18 protein-coding genes are annotated in these 18810 nt (G+C 58.4%); all 18 read left to right on the top strand.

The genetic code is table 11. From position 1 onward, the window contains the following. The first annotated feature begins 9 nt into the window (after window positions 1–9). The 18 genes from spoIIP (at window position 10) to ACFFIY_RS11080 (ending at window position 18742) form a co-directional block, all read left to right on the top strand. Window positions 10–867 (top strand): stage II sporulation protein P, encoded by an 858-nt coding sequence (gene spoIIP / locus ACFFIY_RS11165; protein WP_354195172.1) that lies wholly within the window; start codon window positions 10–12, stop codon window positions 865–867. A 273-nt stretch (window positions 868–1140) separates the two neighbouring features. Further along, the gene (lepA, locus tag ACFFIY_RS11160) at window positions 1141–2967 is read left to right on the top strand and encodes a translation elongation factor 4 (RefSeq protein WP_354195174.1); all 1827 of its coding nucleotides are present in this window, start codon (window positions 1141–1143) and stop codon (window positions 2965–2967) included. Between the two features lie 131 nt (window positions 2968–3098). Beyond that, complete coding sequence (gene hemW / locus ACFFIY_RS11155) at window positions 3099–4235, top strand: radical SAM family heme chaperone HemW (protein ID WP_354195176.1); 1137 nt, start codon at window positions 3099–3101, stop codon at window positions 4233–4235. A 94-nt stretch (window positions 4236–4329) separates the two neighbouring features. Continuing rightward, complete coding sequence (gene hrcA, locus ACFFIY_RS11150) at window positions 4330–5355, top strand: heat-inducible transcriptional repressor HrcA (RefSeq protein WP_354195178.1); 1026 nt, start codon at window positions 4330–4332, stop codon at window positions 5353–5355. 25 nt (window positions 5356–5380) lie between these two features. Next, window positions 5381–5977: a nucleotide exchange factor GrpE gene (gene grpE, locus ACFFIY_RS11145; protein WP_354195180.1), complete on the top strand. Its 597-nt coding sequence runs from the start codon at window positions 5381–5383 to the stop codon at window positions 5975–5977. Window positions 5978–6099: 122 nt separating this feature from the next. After that, window positions 6100–7920, top strand: a complete 1821-nt coding sequence (gene dnaK / locus ACFFIY_RS11140) for a molecular chaperone DnaK (RefSeq protein ID WP_354195182.1) — start codon at window positions 6100–6102, stop codon at window positions 7918–7920. Window positions 7921–8035: 115 nt separating this feature from the next. Then, window positions 8036–9181, top strand: a complete 1146-nt coding sequence (gene dnaJ, locus ACFFIY_RS11135; RefSeq protein WP_354195184.1) for a molecular chaperone DnaJ — start codon at window positions 8036–8038, stop codon at window positions 9179–9181. A 14-nt stretch (window positions 9182–9195) separates the two neighbouring features. Continuing rightward, window positions 9196–10167, top strand: a complete 972-nt coding sequence (gene prmA / locus ACFFIY_RS11130) for a 50S ribosomal protein L11 methyltransferase (protein ID WP_354195186.1) — start codon at window positions 9196–9198, stop codon at window positions 10165–10167. Further along, the gene (locus ACFFIY_RS11125) at window positions 10148–10897 is read left to right on the top strand and encodes a 16S rRNA (uracil(1498)-N(3))-methyltransferase (RefSeq protein WP_354195188.1); all 750 of its coding nucleotides are present in this window, start codon (window positions 10148–10150) and stop codon (window positions 10895–10897) included. The genes prmA and ACFFIY_RS11125 overlap by 20 nt, the downstream gene beginning before the upstream one ends. Window positions 10898–10902: 5 nt before the next feature. Then, window positions 10903–12246 carry a tRNA (N(6)-L-threonylcarbamoyladenosine(37)-C(2))-methylthiotransferase MtaB gene (gene mtaB / locus ACFFIY_RS11120; RefSeq protein WP_354195190.1) on the top strand — a complete coding sequence of 448 codons (1344 nt, stop codon included), beginning with the start codon at window positions 10903–10905 and terminating at the stop codon, window positions 12244–12246. Between the two features lie 104 nt (window positions 12247–12350). Beyond that, window positions 12351–13019 (top strand): deoxyribose-phosphate aldolase, encoded by a 669-nt coding sequence (gene deoC, locus ACFFIY_RS11115; RefSeq protein WP_354195192.1) that lies wholly within the window; start codon window positions 12351–12353, stop codon window positions 13017–13019. 101 nt (window positions 13020–13120) lie between these two features. Further along, window positions 13121–13294: a 30S ribosomal protein S21 gene (gene rpsU, locus ACFFIY_RS11110; RefSeq protein ID WP_040228853.1), complete on the top strand. Its 174-nt coding sequence runs from the start codon at window positions 13121–13123 to the stop codon at window positions 13292–13294. Between the two features lie 184 nt (window positions 13295–13478). Then, on the top strand, window positions 13479–14786 hold the full coding sequence (locus ACFFIY_RS11105) for an NfeD family protein (RefSeq protein WP_376837291.1): 1308 nt from the start codon (window positions 13479–13481) through the stop codon (window positions 14784–14786). An 11-nt stretch (window positions 14787–14797) separates the two neighbouring features. After that, the gene (gene floA / locus ACFFIY_RS11100; protein ID WP_354195195.1) at window positions 14798–15799 is read left to right on the top strand and encodes a flotillin-like protein FloA; all 1002 of its coding nucleotides are present in this window, start codon (window positions 14798–14800) and stop codon (window positions 15797–15799) included. Window positions 15800–15833: 34 nt separating this feature from the next. Next, window positions 15834–16364: a hypothetical protein gene (locus ACFFIY_RS11095; protein ID WP_354195197.1), complete on the top strand. Its 531-nt coding sequence runs from the start codon at window positions 15834–15836 to the stop codon at window positions 16362–16364. 51 nt (window positions 16365–16415) lie between these two features. Next, complete coding sequence (locus ACFFIY_RS11090) at window positions 16416–16661, top strand: hypothetical protein (protein ID WP_354195199.1); 246 nt, start codon at window positions 16416–16418, stop codon at window positions 16659–16661. Then, entirely contained in the window at window positions 16651–17778 is a 1128-nt protein-coding gene (locus ACFFIY_RS11085) for a sporulation protein YqfD (protein ID WP_354195200.1), read from the top strand. Before ACFFIY_RS11090 ends, ACFFIY_RS11085 begins: the two co-directional genes overlap by 11 nt. Window positions 17779–17782: 4 nt before the next feature. Next, the gene (locus tag ACFFIY_RS11080) at window positions 17783–18742 is read left to right on the top strand and encodes a PhoH family protein (RefSeq protein WP_376837274.1); all 960 of its coding nucleotides are present in this window, start codon (window positions 17783–17785) and stop codon (window positions 18740–18742) included. Window positions 18743–18810: the final 68 nt, after the last annotated feature.

The following is an 18810-nucleotide window of genomic DNA, read 5'->3' as shown; positions in this document are numbered from 1 at the left end:
GGGATTTTCATGAAGAAATCATGGCAGTTCCATTCGCTGTTCATTCTGTTCCTCTTCCTGCTTCCGATCCTGATCATCCACTTCCCCGGACCGGAACAGCCGGGCAGCCGGCAAGTTGCCGCGGACGGCGGGCGGCTTGTCTACGCAGCGAATTTGTTCGACTATGAAACGGACTCCGCAGAAGAAGCTCCCGCGGACCCGGCCCCCGCATCCCTCACCGGCACCCCCGGTGTTTCTACGGATGCACTGATGTACTTCACCCATTCCCACGAAGCGTTCGCCCCGATCGTCAAGGCGAAGCACGGAACGGTTGCCGTCTACCACGGCCAAGACAACATCATGAGCCTCGGGGCGGTGTTTTCCTCCCATTTTAAACTCCACGGCATCCAGCTGGATGTGCTGGACTACGACAACAGCGGGCAGATGAAAGCGGCCGGCGTCCCGAACAGCCGGGCCTACTCGGCCATCCGCCCGTATGTCGGAAAGCAGGTGGGGGAGAAGAACTACTCCCTGATCCTGGATATTCACAGAGACTCGATCGGGCGGGACAAAACAACAGTTTCCGGCAAAGACGGTACATACGCAAAGGCGGCCTTCGTCATCGGCGTCGACCACCCAGGACACAAAAACAACCGTCAGCTCGCCGAACAAATTTCCGCAAAGATGAACGAACTGGTCCCCGGCATTTCCCGGGGAATCATCACGAAGGGCGGGAGGGGCGTGAACGGCATCTACAATCAGGATCTTTCGCCGCGCCTGCTGCTCATCGAAATGGGCGGCACCGAAAACACGGAAGACGAACTCAACCGGACCGCCGCCGTCATCGCCAAAGCCGCCGCGGAAGTGCTCGCTGCAAACGGTCAATAAACCCAAGGGCCGCCGCATGACGCGCGGCCTTTTTGGCATTCCGGAAAAATCGCGCACGGCGGGACTTGCGCCACTCGAGGCCAAACTTGCGCCACTCACGTCTGAACTCGCGCCACTCGGAATCAAACTTGCGTCACTCGCCTGTCTTTTCCTCTTTCCCCCCGATCACGCCAAACCTTCATGATAAATCCGCCCGGCGCCGCGGCAGGCCGCAGATTGATGTCTCGGTTGTCCGCTGTTATAATTCAAATAGTTTGTAGAGGAGTGGACAGCATGAACCCTGAAGAACGCATCACCCGGCGGGAGCATATCCGGAATTTCTCGATCATCGCCCATATCGACCACGGGAAATCCACGCTTGCCGACCGGATTCTTGAAAAAACCCAAACTTTGACATCCCGCGAAATGAAAGACCAGCTCCTCGACTCAATGGACCTGGAAAGGGAACGGGGCATCACGATCAAGCTGAATGCCGTCCAGCTCACTTACACGGCTAAGGACGGTGTGGAATACATCCTGCACCTTATCGACACACCGGGTCACGTCGACTTCACCTATGAAGTATCCCGGAGCCTGGCCGCTTGCGAAGGTGCCATCCTCGTCGTCGACGCGGCGCAGGGAATCGAGGCGCAGACGCTTGCAAACGTGTATCTTGCACTGGACAATGACCTGGAGATCCTGCCGGTCGTCAACAAGATCGACTTGCCGGCTGCCGATCCGGAGCGCGTGAAGCAGGAGATCGAGGACGTGATCGGACTCGATGCCTCCGAAGCCGTCCTGGCGTCGGCCAAGGCGGGCATCGGAATCGAAGACATCCTGGAGCAGGTCGTCGAAAAGGTCCCGGCGCCGACCGGTGATCCGGAAGCTCCGCTCAAGGCACTCATCTTTGACTCCCTGTACGACCAGTACCGGGGCGTCGTCACCTACATCCGGATCATGGAAGGCACCGTCAAGCCGGGGGACAAGATCCGCATGATGGCGACCGGAAAAGAATTCGAAGTCGTGGAGGCGGGCGTCTTCACGCCCCGTGCCACACCGCGGAAGGAACTGACCGTCGGTGACGTCGGCTATCTGACCGCTTCGATCAAGAACGTGGCCGACACGCGCGTCGGTGACACGATCACATTCGCCGGCCGGCCCGCAGCGGAGCCGCTGCCCGGCTACCGGAAGATGAACCCGATGGTGTTCTGCGGCCTTTATCCGATCGACACCGCAAAATACAATGATCTCCGGGAGGCGCTCGAGAAGCTGGAACTGAATGACTCGGCACTCACGTACGAGGCGGAGACTTCCCAGGCGCTCGGATTCGGGTTCCGCTGCGGATTCCTCGGACTCCTGCATATGGAAATCATTCAGGAGCGGATCGAACGGGAGTTCAACATCGATCTGATCACGACGGCGCCGAGCGTCATTTATGACGTCGTGCTCACGGACGGCACCGTCCTCAAAGTGGACAACCCGTCGCTCATGCCGGATCCGCAGAAGATCGAAGAAGTGCAGGAGCCGTATGTCAAGGCGTCCATCATGGTGCCGAACGATTATGTCGGCGCCGTCATGGAGCTGAGCCAGCGCAAGCGCGGCCACTTTGTCACGATGAACTACCTGGACGCATCGCGGGTCAACATCATCTACGAAATCCCGCTGTCCGAAATCGTCTACGACTTCTTCGACCAGCTGAAGTCGAACACGAAAGGTTACGCGTCCTTCGACTATGAACTGATCGGCTACCGGACGAGCAAGCTGGTCAAGATGGACATCCTGCTCAATGCCGAAAAAGTGGATGCCCTCAGCTTCATCGTCCACAACGACTTCGCCTACGACCGCGGAAAAGCGATTGTGGAAAAGCTGAAGGAACTCATTCCGAGGCAACAGTTCGAAGTGCCGGTGCAGGCGGCGATCGGCAACAAGATCGTGGCCCGCTCGACGATCAAGTCAATGGGCAAAAACGTCCTGGCCAAGTGCTACGGCGGCGACATTTCGCGGAAACGGAAACTGCTTGAAAAGCAGAAGGCCGGCAAGAAGCGGATGAAGCAGGTCGGTTCCGTCGAGGTCCCGCAGGAGGCATTCATGGCCGTTCTGAGCATGGACGAGGAAAAGTAATCACACTCATGGAAAAATAAAGACGGCGGGGACGCCGGGAGACGGGGCAGGCAGCGGTCGTTTCCGTTTTGCCCCGCCGTTTTATTTTATTTTCGCTGAACGTGTTTGAGGAATGAAAGAAGGAATGAATCATGACAGACGGACTGTACATCCACATCCCGTTTTGCCACCAGATCTGCCATTATTGCGACTTCAACAAAGTGTTTTTCGAGAACCAGCCGGTCGACGGCTACCTCGATGCGCTCGGCGAGGAATTGCAGATGATGAATGAAGAAGGGATTTTCGGAGAAGGGCCGCTGACGATTTTCATCGGCGGAGGCACGCCGACCGCGCTCAGCGTCCGGCAGCTGGAAAAACTGTTTGGATCGATTGAGCGCTCGGTCCCGAAAGGCCGGCTCGTCGAGTTTTCGACGGAGGCGAATCCCGATGAACTGACTCCCGACAAGCTGGCCTCCCTGAAAGAAAGGGGTGTCGGCAGGCTCAGCATCGGCGTCCAATCGTTTGACGAAGGGCTTCTCCGCCGCCTCGGCAGGACTCACGGGCCCGGAGATGCGGAACGCGTGATCCGCGACGCCCGTGACGCAGGATTTGAAAACCTGAGCATCGACCTCATGTACGGTCTTCCCGGCCAGACGGGCGCCCAGTGGGAAGACACGCTCGATCGCGCGCTGGCGCTCGGCCTGCCGCATTACTCGGCCTACTCGCTCATCGTCGAGCCGAAGACCGTGTTTTACAACCTGATGAACAAAAACCTGCTGCCTCTGCCAGGGGAAGATGCGGAGGCGGACATGTTCCGGATGCTGATGGACCGGATGGAAAGCGCCGGGCTGCGACAATATGAAATCAGCAACTTCTCCAAGGAAGGCTTCCAGTCCGCCCACAACAAGCTGTACTGGCAGAACCGGACCTATGCGGGGGCGGGTGCCGGCGCACACGGATACGTGAACGGGGAACGCTATTCCAATCACGGCCCGCTGAAGAAGTATATGAACGCAGTGGCGGAAGGACGCCGTCCGGTGTTTGAAACACACCGGGTCACTGCCGGTGAAGAGATGGAAGAGGAAATGTTTCTGGGCCTCCGGATGATCGACGGGGTATCGGGAGCGGCGTTCAGGAAGCGGTTCGGCCGCGATATCCGGGACGTTTACGGAAACCAGATCAGCCGCCTGGAAAATCAGGGGCTGCTGGAAGAAGAAGAGGGATGCGTCCGGCTCACCGAAAAGGGCGTTTTCCTCGGGAACGAAGTATTCGCACAGTTCATCGGCTGATTGTGCAGTTTATTTGACGGACGCAACCGATTTTGATAAATTGGAACCATAGCTTAGCACTCAATCATCTAGAGTGCTAACAGAGGTGATGATCATGATGACAGAGCGTCAGTTGCATATTTTGCAAGCGATCGTCGACGGGTTCATCCAGTCGGCACAGCCTGTCGGATCGCGCCAACTATCAAAACTGGAAACGGTCCCTTTCAGCGCCGCAACCATCCGGAATGACATGGCCGACCTCGAGGAACTCGGTTTTCTCGAGAAGACCCATACTTCATCCGGACGGGTGCCGTCGGAGAAGGGCTACCGTTTCTATGTGGACCACCTTCTTGAAAAAGAGCATCTGAACAAAGAAGATCTCAGCAGGATCCGCGGCATTTTCAACGACCGGCTCCTTGAGGCCGAGCTGCTGATCCGGAAAACGGCCGATATCCTGTCCGAGCTGACGAACTATACGTCCGTCCTGCTCGGACCCGATGTCAAGCAGCACCGGGTGAAGAAGTTCCAGATCATCCCGCTGTCCGCCGACTCTGCAGTGGCCATCATCGTCACGGACGCCGGGCATGTGGAGCACCGGACGTTCCACGTTCCGGAAGACGTCCATCCGGCCGACATCGAGCGGATGGTGAACCTGCTGAACGACCGGCTCGTCAACATCCCGCTTCATGAGCTGGACGCCCGCCTCGGCCATGAGATGGCCAGGCTGCTGGAGCGCCACGTCGGCCGGTACGGAAAGATGTTCACTTCCTTCCGCCAGGCCGTCAGCTCGGCAAACGATGATGACCGGGTTATTTTCGGCGGCATGCTGAACATGCTTTCCCAGCCGGAATTCCACGACCCGGACAAAGCGCGTCAAGTGATCCACTACATGGAGGATGCCCCGCTCGCGGGCATGCTCCTGGATTTCGGCAAAGAAGGCATCCATATCCGGATCGGTTCGGAAAACGGCCATCTGGCCATGGAAGACTGCAGTGTCATCACTGCTTCTTATACAGCGGGCGAAGGAAGGAAAGGGGCCATTGCCATCGTCGGCCCGACAAGGATGGACTATGGCAGGGTCGTTTCGATCCTGGATTATATGAGCCGGGGCCTCTCCCGCGAACTAGGCCGGCTGCCTTGAGTTGCCGGATGAAGGAGGAGTTTACATGTCCGCAGAGGAAAAGAAAGAAACGAATGAAGAAAGCTTGACGGAAAACACGGAGGAAGCAGCGGAAACCGCCGGAACGGAAACCCCGGAAACCGCGGATCCCGCCGAATCCGAAGTTCCGGACGGCGATTCTCCGGACCCGAAAGATGAACGCATCACCGAGTTGGAGGAAGCCCTGGAAAAAAGCGAGGACAAGTACTTGCGCCTGTTGTCGGAATTCGAAAACTTCAAGCGCCGGAACGCCGCAGAGCTGCAGGCGACCGAGAAATACCGCTCCCAGCGTCTGATGACGGAACTGCTTCCGGTGCTCGACAACTTCGGGCGTGCGTTTGATACGGAAGTGGAATCGGAGGAAGCGGTCGCCCTCAAGAAAGGCATGGAAATGATTTTTCAGTCTTTCCGCACGGCGATGGAGCGCGAAGGCCTCGAAGAAATCGAAGCCGAAGGAAAAGAGTTTGATCCGAATTTCCACCACGGCGTCATGCAGGGCGAAGACGACAGCAAGCCGTCCGGCACCGTTTTGGAAGAACTCCAAAAAGGGTATAAGCTGAAAGACCGTATTCTCAGACCGGCCATGGTGAAAGTGAACCAGTGACCGGGAAGGGCATGCCAGGGCGGCCGGATCCGGCGAAGGATGCGGCCGGACGCTGAATGCATCCCGGTGTGACTGCGCCGCACGGCGGCGGAACGACTTGTGATTCTTAGGAGGAATGGATAATGAGCAAAATCATCGGTATTGACCTTGGTACGACCAACTCTTGCGTCGCTGTCCTGGAGGGCGGCGAACCGAAAGTCATCCCGAACCCGGAAGGCAACCGGACTACCCCGTCCGTCGTCTCGTTCAAAAACGGCGAACGCCAGGTCGGTGAAGTGGCCAAGCGCCAGTCCATCACCAACCCGAACACGATCATGTCCGTCAAGCGCCTCATGGGCACGGACAAAAAAGTGTCCGCCGAGGACCGTGAATACACGCCTCAGGAAGTTTCTGCAATGATTCTCCAGTACTTGAAAGGCTATGCCGAAGACTACCTCGGCGAGAAAGTCACCAAGGCGGTCATCACCGTGCCGGCATACTTCAACGACGCGGAGCGCCAGGCGACAAAAGATGCCGGACGCATTGCAGGCCTCGAAGTCGAGCGGATCATCAACGAGCCGACGGCCGCTGCGCTCGCCTACGGCCTTGAAAAAACGGACGAAGACCAGACGATCCTCGTCTATGACCTGGGCGGCGGGACATTCGACGTCTCGATCCTCGAGCTCGGCGACGGTGTGTTCGAAGTCCGTGCAACAGCCGGAGACAACCGCCTCGGCGGCGATGACTTCGACAACGCGGTCATCGACTACCTTGTCCAGGAGTTCAAGAAAGAAAACGGCATCGACCTCTCCAAGGACAAAATGGCGATGCAGCGCCTGAAAGACGCTGCGGAAAAGGCGAAAAAAGACCTGTCCGGCGTGACGTCGACACAGATCTCCCTCCCGTTCATCACGGCTGGGGAAGCCGGACCGCTCCACATGGAACTGACGCTCAGCCGCGCGAAGTTCGATGAGCTGACGGCTGGCCTCGTCGAGCGGACGATGGTTCCGACACGCCAGGCGCTCAAAGACGCCGGCCTTTCCCCGAATGAGCTCGACCAGGTCATCCTCGTCGGCGGTTCCACACGGATCCCGGCCGTACAAGATGCCATCCGTAAAGAAACCGGCAAAGAGCCTCACCGCGGCGTGAACCCCGACGAAGTGGTCGCCATGGGTGCTGCCATCCAGGGCGGCGTGCTGTCCGGCGATGTCCAGGACGTCGTGCTCCTCGACGTCACCCCTCTGTCGCTCGGCATCGAGACGATGGGCGGCGTCATGACGAAACTGATCGACCGCAACACGACGATCCCGACTTCCAAGTCCCAGGTCTTCTCGACTGCTGCGGACAACCAGCCGGCCGTTGATATCCACGTGCTCCAGGGCGAGCGGCCGATGTCCGCGGACAACAAGACGCTCGGCCGCTTCCAGCTCACCGACATTCCGCCGGCACCGCGCGGCATCCCTCAGATCGAAGTCACATTCGACATCGACAAAAACGGGATTGTCAACGTCAAGGCGAAAGACCTCGGCACGGGCAAAGAACAGAACATCACCATCCAGTCCGACACTTCCCTCAGCGACGAAGAGATCGACCGGATGGTCAAAGAAGCCGAATCCAATGCGGAAGCCGACCAGAAACGAAAAGAAGAAGCCGAGCTTCGCAACGAAGCCGACCAGGCAGTCTTCATGACGGAGAAAACGCTCGTGGATCTGGGCGACCAGGTTTCCGAGGAAGAAAAGAAAAACGCCGAAGAAGCGAAAGACGAACTGAAAGCGGCGATTGAAAAAGGCGAAATCGATGAGATCCGGACGAAGAAAGACCGGCTCATGGAAATCGTTCAGCAACTCTCCGTCAAGATGTATGAGCAGGCTGCCCAGCAGGCACAGCAGCAGCAGGGCGGCGGAGCCTCCGATGACGGGGTCGTCGATGCAGACTTCGAGGAAGTCGACGATCAAAACAAATAATCCGCTAGCGGAAAGCCAAAGTCGGTTTCGGCTTTGGCTTTTCTTCTGCCCTTTTTGAAAGTCTATTTTGTCTAGTGTACAATAACCCTTATGCAGTCAGTCAGGAGTGTGAGAAATGGCCAAGCGAGATTATTACGAAGTGCTCGGATTGACGAAATCCGCTTCAAAGGAAGAAATCAAAAAAGCTTACAGAAAGCTTTCAAAGCAGTATCACCCGGACATCAACAAAGATCCGGATGCCGATGAGAAATTCAAGGAAATTTCGGAAGCGTACGAAGTGCTCAGCGACGAACAAAAGCGGGCACAATACGACCAGTTCGGCCACACCGACCCGAATGCGGGATTCGGCGGCGGAGGTTTCGGCGGATTCGGAGGAGCCGGCGGTGCGGGCTTTGACTTCGACGACATCTTGAACACATTCTTCGGTGGCGGAGGCGGAGGCCGGCGCCGCGACCCGAATGCTCCGCGCAAAGGAAGCGATCTGAGCTACGCCATGACGATCGACTTCATGGACGCCGTATTCGGCAAAGATACGGAAATCGAAATCGACCGCGAGGAAGAGTGCGGCACTTGCCACGGCGACGGAGCCAAGCCCGGAACCAAAGTGGAAACCTGTACGGAATGCGGCGGCACGGGGCAGGTCAGCGTCACTCAAAACACGCCGTTCGGCCAGATGGTCAACCGGCGGGCATGCCCGGCATGTCACGGAACAGGCAAGATCATTCCGGAGAAGTGCCCGGAATGCCATGGCCGGGGCCGAGTGACAAAGCGCAAGAAAATCCGGGTGAACGTTCCTGCCGGCGTCGACGACGGACAGCAGCTCCGCGTTGCAGGCCAGGGGGAACCGGGCGTGAACGGTGGCCCGGCAGGAGATCTGTATGTGGAATTCCGGGTTCGGCCTCATGACCGGTTTATCCGCGAAGACGATGACATTTACCTGCACCTGCCGATCACCTTCCCGCAGGCCTCCCTCGGCGATGAAATCGAAGTGCCGACCGTCCACGGGAAAGTGAAGCTGAAAATACCGGCTGGCACACAGTCCGGCACGAAGTTCCGCCTGAAAGGAAAAGGCGTTCCAAACGTGCACGGCTACGGAAACGGCGACCAGCACGTGGTCGTGAACATCTTGACCCCGAAAAAACTGACGGAAAAGCAGAAACAGCTGCTTCGGGATTTTGCGGAAATCAGCGGAGATGATATTCCTGAAGAATACCAGAGCTCGTTGTTCGACCGGCTGAGACGGAAAGTCAAGGGCGACTGAAGGGGCGGATTGAATTGAAATGGTCTGAAATTGCAGTTCATACGACAAACGAGGCGGCGGAAGCCGTGTCGAACATTTTGCACGAAGCCGGGGCCAGCGGCGTGGTCATCGAGGATTCCCGCGAACCGGATCTGGAGCGGGAGGACCGCTTCGGCGAGCTGTACGACCTCGACCGGGAAGATTACCCGGCGGACGGCGTCATCCTGAAGGCATACCTGCCGGTTTCGAGTTTCCTGATGGAGACGGTCGGCTCATTGAAGCGGAAAATATCGGGGCTGTCCGAATATGGTCTGGATACCGGACGGAACACCGTCACGATGTCCGAAGTAGACGAAGAGGACTGGGCCACTTCCTGGAAGGCGTACTATCATCCGGTCAAGGTTTCCCGCCGGTTCACAATCGTGCCGACTTGGGAAGACTATGAACGGCTCGCTTCCGATGAACTGATCATCGAGCTGGATCCGGGCATGGCGTTCGGCACCGGCACCCACCCGACGACGGTCCTTTGCCTGCAGGCGCTCGAAAAAACCGTGCAAGAAGGCGATGAAGTCGTAGACATCGGCACCGGATCGGGCGTGCTGTCGATCGGCGCCGCACTGCTCGGCGCGGGCCGTGTGACGGCGCTTGACCTTGACGAAGTGGCGGTCGCGGCCGCAAAGGATAATGTGGCGCTGAACCGGCTGTCGGACCGGATCGACGTGAGGCAGGGCAACCTGCTTGACGCATACGGCGGGACGGCCCGCATCGCCGTGGCGAACATTCTGGCCGAAGTGATCATCACATTCACGGACGACGCGTTCCGGACAATTGAGCCGGGCGGTCTCTTCATCACGTCCGGCATCATTTCCCGCAAGAAGGACGAAGTGAAGGAGGCGCTCCGGAACTCCGGGTTTGACATCGTCGAAGTGATGGTCATGGAAGACTGGACGGCGATCATCGCCAGGAAACCATCGGAAGGTGAGACGGATGCAGCGCTACTTTCTTGAAGAGGCGTTCCAAAGCGGCAACACGGCGCTGATCGCAGGGGAGGACGCGCGCCACATAGAAAAAGTGATGCGCATGCAGATCGGTGACCGGGTCATTGCCGTCTCGGCCGGCGAGGCCTTTGAATGCGAAATCATTTCACTCGGGTCCGATGCGGTCACCGTCCGGAAATCCGGCGGTGCCCTGCCCGGAAACGAAATGCCGGTCCAAGTGACCATCGCCGCGGGACTGCCAAAAGGCGACAAGCTGGACCTGATCGTCCAGAAAGGAACCGAACTCGGCATGCACGCGCTGATCCCGGTTGCCGCCGAACGGTCCATCGTCCGGTGGGACAAACAGAAAAGCGAGAAGAAGATCGGCCGGCTGCAGAAAATCGCGAAAGAAGCCGCCGAACAGTCGCATCGGAGCGTTGTCCCCGAAATCGGCGGAATGCTGGACCTTGAGGGACTGATCGCCCGTTCTGCGGAGTACGATCTTCTGCTCATGGCCGACGAGGAATCCGCCAAGGACCGGAGCGGGCGCCCGATTGCCGGTCTTATGGAAAACGTGTATCATGGACAAAAGGTGCTGGCCGTATTCGGTCCCGAAGGCGGGATCAGCCGGGAAGAGGCGGAAAAGCTCCGCCGGGCAGGATTCATCCCGGCTTCGCTCGGCCCCCGCATCCTGCGCGCGGAAACTGCGCCGCTTTATGCGCTGGCCGCCATATCCAGCGAAATAGAAGGAAAGAGGTGAGCCCCATGTCGACAGTCGCATTTCATACATTGGGCTGCAAAGTGAACCACTACGAGACAGAGGCGATCTGGCAGCTGTTCAAGGACGCCGGCTACGAACGGACGGATTTTGAACGCCGTGCGGACGTCTATGTCATCAATACATGCACAGTCACGAACACGAGCGACAAGAAAAGCCGGCAGGTCATCCGCCGGGCGATCCGGTCAAATCCGGACGCGGTCGTCTGCGTGACAGGGTGCTATGCCCAGACATCTTCCGCGGAAATCATGGAAATCCCGGGCGTGGACATTGTCGTCGGCACACAAGACCGCACGAACCTGCTCGGCTACATCGATCAGTTTCGCCTGGAAAGGCAGCCGATCAACGCAGTCGGCAACATCATGAAAAACCGGGTATACGAGGAACTGGACGTGCCGTCGTTCACCGACCGGACCCGGGCCTCCCTCAAAATCCAGGAAGGCTGCAACAACTTCTGTACGTTCTGCATCATCCCGTGGGCCCGCGGCCTCATGCGCTCGCGCGATCCTCAGGAAGTCGTGCACCAGGCACAGCAGCTTGTTGACGCCGGCTATCTGGAGATTGTCCTGACGGGCATCCATACCGGCGGATACGGCGAAGACCTGAAAGACTACAATCTCGCACAGCTGCTGCGTGACATCGAGTCGAATGTAAAGGGGCTCAAACGCCTCAGGATCTCCTCGATCGAAGCGAGCCAGCTGACGGATGAAGTCATCGGTGTCCTGAAAGAATCCAATATCGTCGTCCGCCATCTGCACATCCCGATCCAGTCGGGTTCCGACACGGTCCTCCGCAGGATGCGCAGAAAGTATACAATGGCCTTCTTCGCTGAGCGGCTGGAGCGGCTCCGTGAAGCGCTTCCGGATTTCGCCCTCACGTCCGACGTCATCGTCGGCTTCCCGGGCGAAACCGAAGAGGAATTCATGGAAACGTACTCGTTCATCCGCGATCACCGTTTCGCGGAACTGCATGTGTTCCCTTATTCACAGAGGATCGGCACGCCTGCCGCGCGAATGACGGATCAGATCGACGAACAAGTGAAGAATGAGCGCGTCCACCGGCTCATCGACCTCAACGACCAGCTTGCGAAAGAGTATGCTTCCGCCTATGAGGGGACAGTGCTTGAAATGATCCCCGAAGAGCCGTACAAGGAAGATCCGAAAAGCGGCCTTTATGAAGGCTATACCGACAACTACCTGAAAGTCGTCGTTCCGGCGGATGAGTCGATGGTCGGCAAGATCGTCCGCGTCAAAATCCAAAAAGCGGGCTACCCGTACAACGAAGGTGCGTTCGTCCGCGTGCTGGAAGATTCACCGGAGCCGGCCGTCTGACCGGCAACGCCCGCACGGCAGGGAGCAGTGCAGAAAAGCGCATGCCCTGCCGTCTTTTTTCTTTGGGAAAAGAACTAACCGCAATCACAGGAGGAGAGCAGCTCATGACAGCCAATATTGCATCCTATATCGACCATACACTTTTGAAAGCCGATTCGACGGCCGAGCAGATCATCGTGCTCTGTGCGGAGGCGAAGGTCCATTCGTTCGCATCCGTCTGTGTGAACCCGGCATGGGTCGAAACAGCCGCCCGCGAACTGGACGGGTCCGAAGTGAAAGTGTGCACCGTCATCGGATTCCCTCTCGGGGCCAACACAAAAGAGACAAAGGCATTTGAAACGAAAGACGCCATCGAAAAGGGCGCGCAGGAAATCGACATGGTGGTCAACATCGGTGCCTTGAAAAGCGGTGACGAAAAAACGGTGCTCGAGGATATCCAAGCCGTCGTGGAAGCGGCTTCCGGCACGCTCGTCAAGGTGATCATCGAGACGAGCCTGCTGACGGATGATGAAAAAATCACGGCGTGCCGTCTTGCGAAGGAAGCGGGTGCAGACTTCGTCAAGACGTCGACCGGCTTCTCCACGGGAGGCGCCACTGTGGAAGACGTGGCGCTCATGCGGCTTACGGTCGGCGAAGAAATGGGCGTCAAGGCATCCGGCGGCGTCCGGAGCCTGGAAGACGTCGAGAAAATGATCAAGGCGGGGGCGACCCGGATCGGCGCCAGCTCCGGCGTGGCCATCATGCAGGGGCTCAGCTCTTCTTCCGACTATTAATTTGTGAGATAATGATTGACCGGAGCTCCGGTTTAGGCTATAATTTTTGAGTACATGAGTTGCTCATGTATCGAAGTGTGCTCGGAGGGAGGGGAAAAGACATGACAAAAACTGTCGTTCGTAAAAACGAATCGCTCGAAGATGCTCTTCGCCGCTTCAAACGTACCGTGTCCAAATCGGGTACGATTCAAGAGGTCCGCAAACGCGAGTATTATGATAAGCCAAGCGTAAAACGGAAGAAGAAATCCGAAGCTGCCCGCAAGCGCAAGTATTGATCCCCTCGGTCACCTCTGCGTCCGGAATGGCAAACCTTCAAACGAATGAACGAATATGGTGAGACCGGAAGATTCCATAACGGATTTTCCGGTTTCTTTTCATATGGATGAAACTTTGCGCCGTCTCCGTCCGTAGAATAGATGAGCACTGTTTCAAAAGAATGGGGGTGAGGACTTGAAAACTATCCGGTTTGGCCGGATCTTGTTCACGCTGATTGCCGCCGTCTTGCTGTTCATGCCGTCCGCCGGCGCAAAGGGAGAGAAAGTGTATCACGTCCCGCTGGAAGATGAAGTGGAGCGCGGGCTCTATGCGTTTCTGGAGCGCTCGTTCAGTGAAGCGGAAAAAGCCGGTGCGGACACGATCATCCTTGAGATCAATACACCCGGCGGATTCGTGGACGCAGCCGGTAAAATTGCCCGCCTGATGGATTCAGCCGATCAGCGCATCATTGCCTACATCAACCGCGACGCACTTTCCGCCGGGGCGTTCCTCGCACTTCATGCCGACCAGATCTACATGGATCCCGCCGGAAGGATCGGCGCCGCGCAGGTGATCGACCAGGCCGGCAACGCTGCGGATACGAAGGCGGACAGCGCCTGGCGCACCGCGATGAAGAGCGCTGCCGAATCGCACGGCAGGAATCCGCAATACGCGCTTGCCATGGCGGATGCGTCGATGGACATGCCGGAATTCCGCGCGGGAAAGGGCGAACTGCTGACCCTTTCCGCCAAGGAAGCCGAGCAGGTGAAATACAGTGACGGCACTGTCGCAAGTTTTGACGATCTCCTGAAGAAAACCGGTCTTGACGGGGCGGAGATCGTGAACATGAAGGAAACGTTCAGTGAAAAGATAGCCCGGTTCATCACGAATCCGGTTGTCGTGCCGATCCTGCTGTCCATTGCCGGGCTCGGACTGATCGTCGAGCTGTACTCGCCGGGATTCGGGGTGCCGGGAACGATGGGCATCACGGCGCTGCTGCTGTTCTTCTATGGGCATATGGTCGCGGGGCTCGCGGGCTATGAAGCGATCCTGCTGTTCCTGCTGGGTGCGGGGCTGCTCATCGCGGAGCTCTTTGTCTCGGGCGGCTTCCTCGGCGTTGCCGGGGCCGTCGCCGTCGTGGCGGGGATCATCATGGCGGGAGGCGATCCGCTCGTGATGGGAGTTTCTGTCGCAATCGCGCTCGTCATCATGGTAATGGGAATGGTGATCCTCATGAAGTTCTTCGGAAAACGGCTCCATCTCCTGAGCAAGCTCGTGCTCATGGACTCCACCGACACGGAAAGCGGTTACGTCTCGAACAAGAACCGTCTTGAGCTGATCGGCAGGGAAGGCGCTGCCATGACCGCCCTCCGGCCGTCGGGCGCCGTCAAAATCGGCGACGAGCTGCTGGACGTTGTCACGGAAGGCCGGTTCATTGAAAAAGGGAAACAAGTGAAAGTGATCAAGGTGGAAGGTTCCCGGGTCGTCGTGAGGGAAGCGGACGCCGAATAGGAGGAAACGGTATGTTAGGTTTTGGAACGATCGGGCTGGTCATCGTCATTTTCTTGGTGATCATCGCCCTGTCCATCTTCTTTACGTTTGTGCCGGTGACATTGTGGATTTCCGCACTGGCCGCGGGCGTGAAGGTCAGCATCTTCACACTCGTCGGGATGAGGCTCCGGCGGGTCATCCCGAGCCGGATCGTCAACCCGCTCATCAAGGCGCACAAAGCGGGTCTTGATGTTGCGATCAACCAGCTGGAAAGCCACTATCTTGCGGGCGGTAACGTGGACCGCGTCGTCAACGCGCTGATTGCCGCACACCGTGCGAACATCGCGCTGTCGTTCGAGCGCGCAGCCGCCATCGACCTGGCCGGACGGGACGTGCTGGAAGCCGTCCAGATGTCCGTCAACCCGAAAGTCATCGAAACACCGTTCATCGCCGGCGTGGCGATGAACGGGATCGAAGTGAAGGCGAAGGCCCGGATCACTGTTCGTGCGAACATCGACCGCCTCGTCGGGGGTGCCGGTGAAGAAACGATCGTTGCCCGTGTCGGCGAAGGCGTCGTCTCCACGATCGGTTCTGCACAGCACCACAACGTTGTCCTTGAAAATCCGGACATGATCTCACAGACGGTCCTCGCAAAGGGCCTGGACTCCGGAACGGCGTTTGAAATCCTCTCGATCGACATCGCCGACGTGGACATCGGCAAGAACATCGGTGCCGAGCTCCAGACCGAGCAGGCCGAGGCCGACAAAAAAATCGCCCAGGCAAAGGCGGAAGAACGCCGTGCCATGGCGGTTGCGGGCGAGCAGGAAATGCGCGCCAAAGTCGGCGAGATGCGAGCGAAGGTCGTCGAGGCCGAAGCGGAAGTTCCGCTTGCCATGGCGGCGGCACTTCGCGACGGCAACATCGGCGTCATGGACTACGTGAATTACCACAACATCCAGGCGGACACGGCCATGCGCGAAGCGCTCGGCAAAGTGGGCACCGACCAATCGTCCGGGGCCGGCAGGGAAAAATAATTGAACGCCACCCGGACCGAAAGGGGATGAGGCCATGGAACCGATCATCCTGCTGATCATTTCCCTCATCGTCGGCTCCCTCATGAAGGGGAGCGACAAAAAGAAAACACCCGGAAACCGGCCGCCGCGCCCGGAACCGATGCAACAGAAGCCGTTGCAGCAAGGACCGGCGCAGCCGAAGCCCGGGCGTGCAGGCGGCCTCAGGGATCTGACCCGCCAGCTGTACGAAGACCTGCAGCAGGAAGTCAAGAAAGAAATGAAGGAATTCCGCGAAGAGCCTCGCAGGGAAGAGCGTGAGGAGCGCCCGCGGGCAAGCCGTCCCGGACAACCGGACTCACCCGCGCCGGCTGCCAAGGAACGGAAGAAAGGCCGGGAGCCTTCTCAGAGAAGGGGATCGGTCCGTGCAGGCGATCTGACCGGAAAAGGACTCGGCGAGACCGCCGACGATCCGATCAGACAAGGCGAGATCGGATCGTCCCGCCTGCTCCCCGAGACGAGGGACGACCTTGTCAGGGGCGTGATCTTCTCCGAAATCTTCGGACCTCCAAAAGCAAGGCGCAAATAATCATGACCCCCTCCCGGCTTTCATAAAATGAAGGCCAAGGGGGTTATTTTTATGCGCAGATTTCTGAGGATGGTGCCGTTTCTTGAGATCGAAGACCACCGCACGCTGCGTCTGAACGGAGTTTTCAAGGTGGAAAAGATCGGTTCAAGGTCAGTCAACATCCGCATCGCCCCTTTTGCGCTGACGCTGGAAGGGGAAGAGATGCTCGTGGATGAAATCGGGGAGGAAGCCGCACTCATCACGTTTGGCCGGCTTGACCGGCTCACACTGATCAGGACGCGGGATCATGCGGACTGACCGGCTGAAGCGTCCGGGAAGAATCTCGGTCGAAGTGCACGGAGGAAGGGCGGATCTGTTTCTTTCCGAAGCGGCCGCACGGGGAATCACGGTGCGCAATGTCCGGCGGGAAGGGGAAGTCCTCCGCTTCTCCGCCAGAAAATCGGACATGCCTGCGCTGCGGCCGTTGCGGAGAAAACACCGCGTCCGGCTGCGGCTTGCCGGCGAGGCGGACCGCGGCTCGCTGTTCCTCAGCGCGCGGAGCCTTGCGGGGCTGGCCCTGTTCCTCATCCCGCCTCTTTTACTGTCGGTGTTCATCTGGACGGTCGGCGTCGAGGGCGGGGTTCCGGAGAGGGAAGAGCGGATCGGCGCCTGGCTCGGAAAACAGGGGGTCGCGGCCCCAATGAGGATTGCCTCTGTACCGGATGAAGGAGCGGTCCGCAACGCCCTGATGACGGCAGATCCCGGACTGGCCTGGGTGAGGATGGAGCGCAGGGGCAGCCGGCTCATCATCCACGCCGTGGAAGCGCCGGCCGCCGGCCTGGATGCGGACAAGAAGGAAGCGCCCGCACATCTTGCGGCATCCCGCCGTGCGGTCGTCACGAGGTTTGAGCTGACGAGCGGCGTACGCCACGTGTTGCCGAATACAACCGTGGAAAAGGGGGACATACTGGCATCGGGGATCGTAACCCAGGGGGAGAAGTCGGTCCTGACCGGGGCGGCCGGAAAGGTGTACGGCGATTTCTTTGTTGAAATGAATTTCACGATGCCGTCGACGGTCCGCTATTCCCTGTCTTCCGGCCGTGAATACAAGGTGTCGCGTGCGGGCGGCGGGAAAACGGCCGCCGGAGGAGCCTGGCGCGAGGTCAAGCTGCCGGGGGTGCTGGGCAGCGTGCTCAGCATCGATGAGACAGTGAAAACGAGGCAGCTTTCGGTCAAGCTGGATGAGCAGAACGGAGAAGAGCTGGTGCCCGGCCTGCTGCGGGAAAAACTGCGCCAGTCACTCACCCCCGGAGCGAAGGTAAAAGATGAAAAAATTTTGCGTGTGCATTATGATAATGATAAAGTAGAGGGGACCATATTATTTCTCATAAATGAAAATATTGCCGTAAGAAAACTTGTAGCCCAAGGAGACTGATCATTTGGAAGACAACACGGTACAACTGCATGTGGAAGACCCGAATGAAGCGGTCATGCTGCTCGGTATTTCCGACCAGAACATGAAGCTCCTTGAGGAGGAGCTCGGCATCCGCGTCCTCACCCGGGGAGGCATCATCTCGGTCAAGGGAGATCCTGAAGCCGCCGAAACGGCAAGGGAGCTGCTCGCCCAGCTTCTGAAAGTGATCCGCAAAGGGATCAACATCGGACTCCGGGACGTATCCACGGCACTCGAGATGGTGAAAAACGGGACAATCGAATACTTTGCCGAACTTTATGACGAAGAAATCGCCCGGAACACGAAGGGGAAGGCCATTCGCGCAAAAACGATCGGACAGAGGGAGTACATCCACGCGATCCGTGCGCATGACATGGTGTTCGGCATCGGGCCGGCCGGGACCGGCAAGACCTATCTTGCCGTCGTCATGGCCGTGCAGGCGATGAAAAACGGACAGGTCAAGCGGATCATCCTGACGCGGCCCGCGGTGGAAGCCGGCGAAAACCTCGGCTTCCTGCCCGGAGACCTGAAGGAGAAGGTGGATCCTTATCTCCGCCCGCTCTACGACGCGCTGAATGATGTCCTCGGTGCAGAGCAGACCGAGCGCCTCATTGAACGGGGAACGATCGAGATCGCCCCGCTTGCCTACATGAGGGGCCGGACGCTTGACGACGCCTTCGTCATCCTCGACGAGGCGCAGAACACGACGAAGGCGCAGATGAAGATGTTCCTGACGCGTCTCGGATTCGGATCCAAAATGGTCGTCACCGGGGACAAGACCCAGATCGACCTGCCGCGCAATACGGAATCCGGCTTGATCGTTACCGAAAAAATCCTGCAAGGTGTCCAGGGAATCCACTTCCAGGAATTTGAACAAGGTGACGTCGTGCGGCATCCGCTCGTCGCCCGGATCATCGAGGCCTACGACAAAGCGGCAGACCGCTAAGCGATCAATCTTATGATGCAGAGGACAGGGTGCAGGGCATCTGCAGATGGACCGGCCGGAAAGGGCCG

This window comes from Bhargavaea ullalensis (genome assembly GCF_042432615.1).
GTDB lineage: Bacteria > Bacillota > Bacilli > Bacillales_A > Planococcaceae > Bhargavaea > Bhargavaea ullalensis.
The sequence above is the reverse complement of the archived record's forward strand: the minus strand, read 5'-3'. Positions and strand labels throughout refer to the sequence as shown.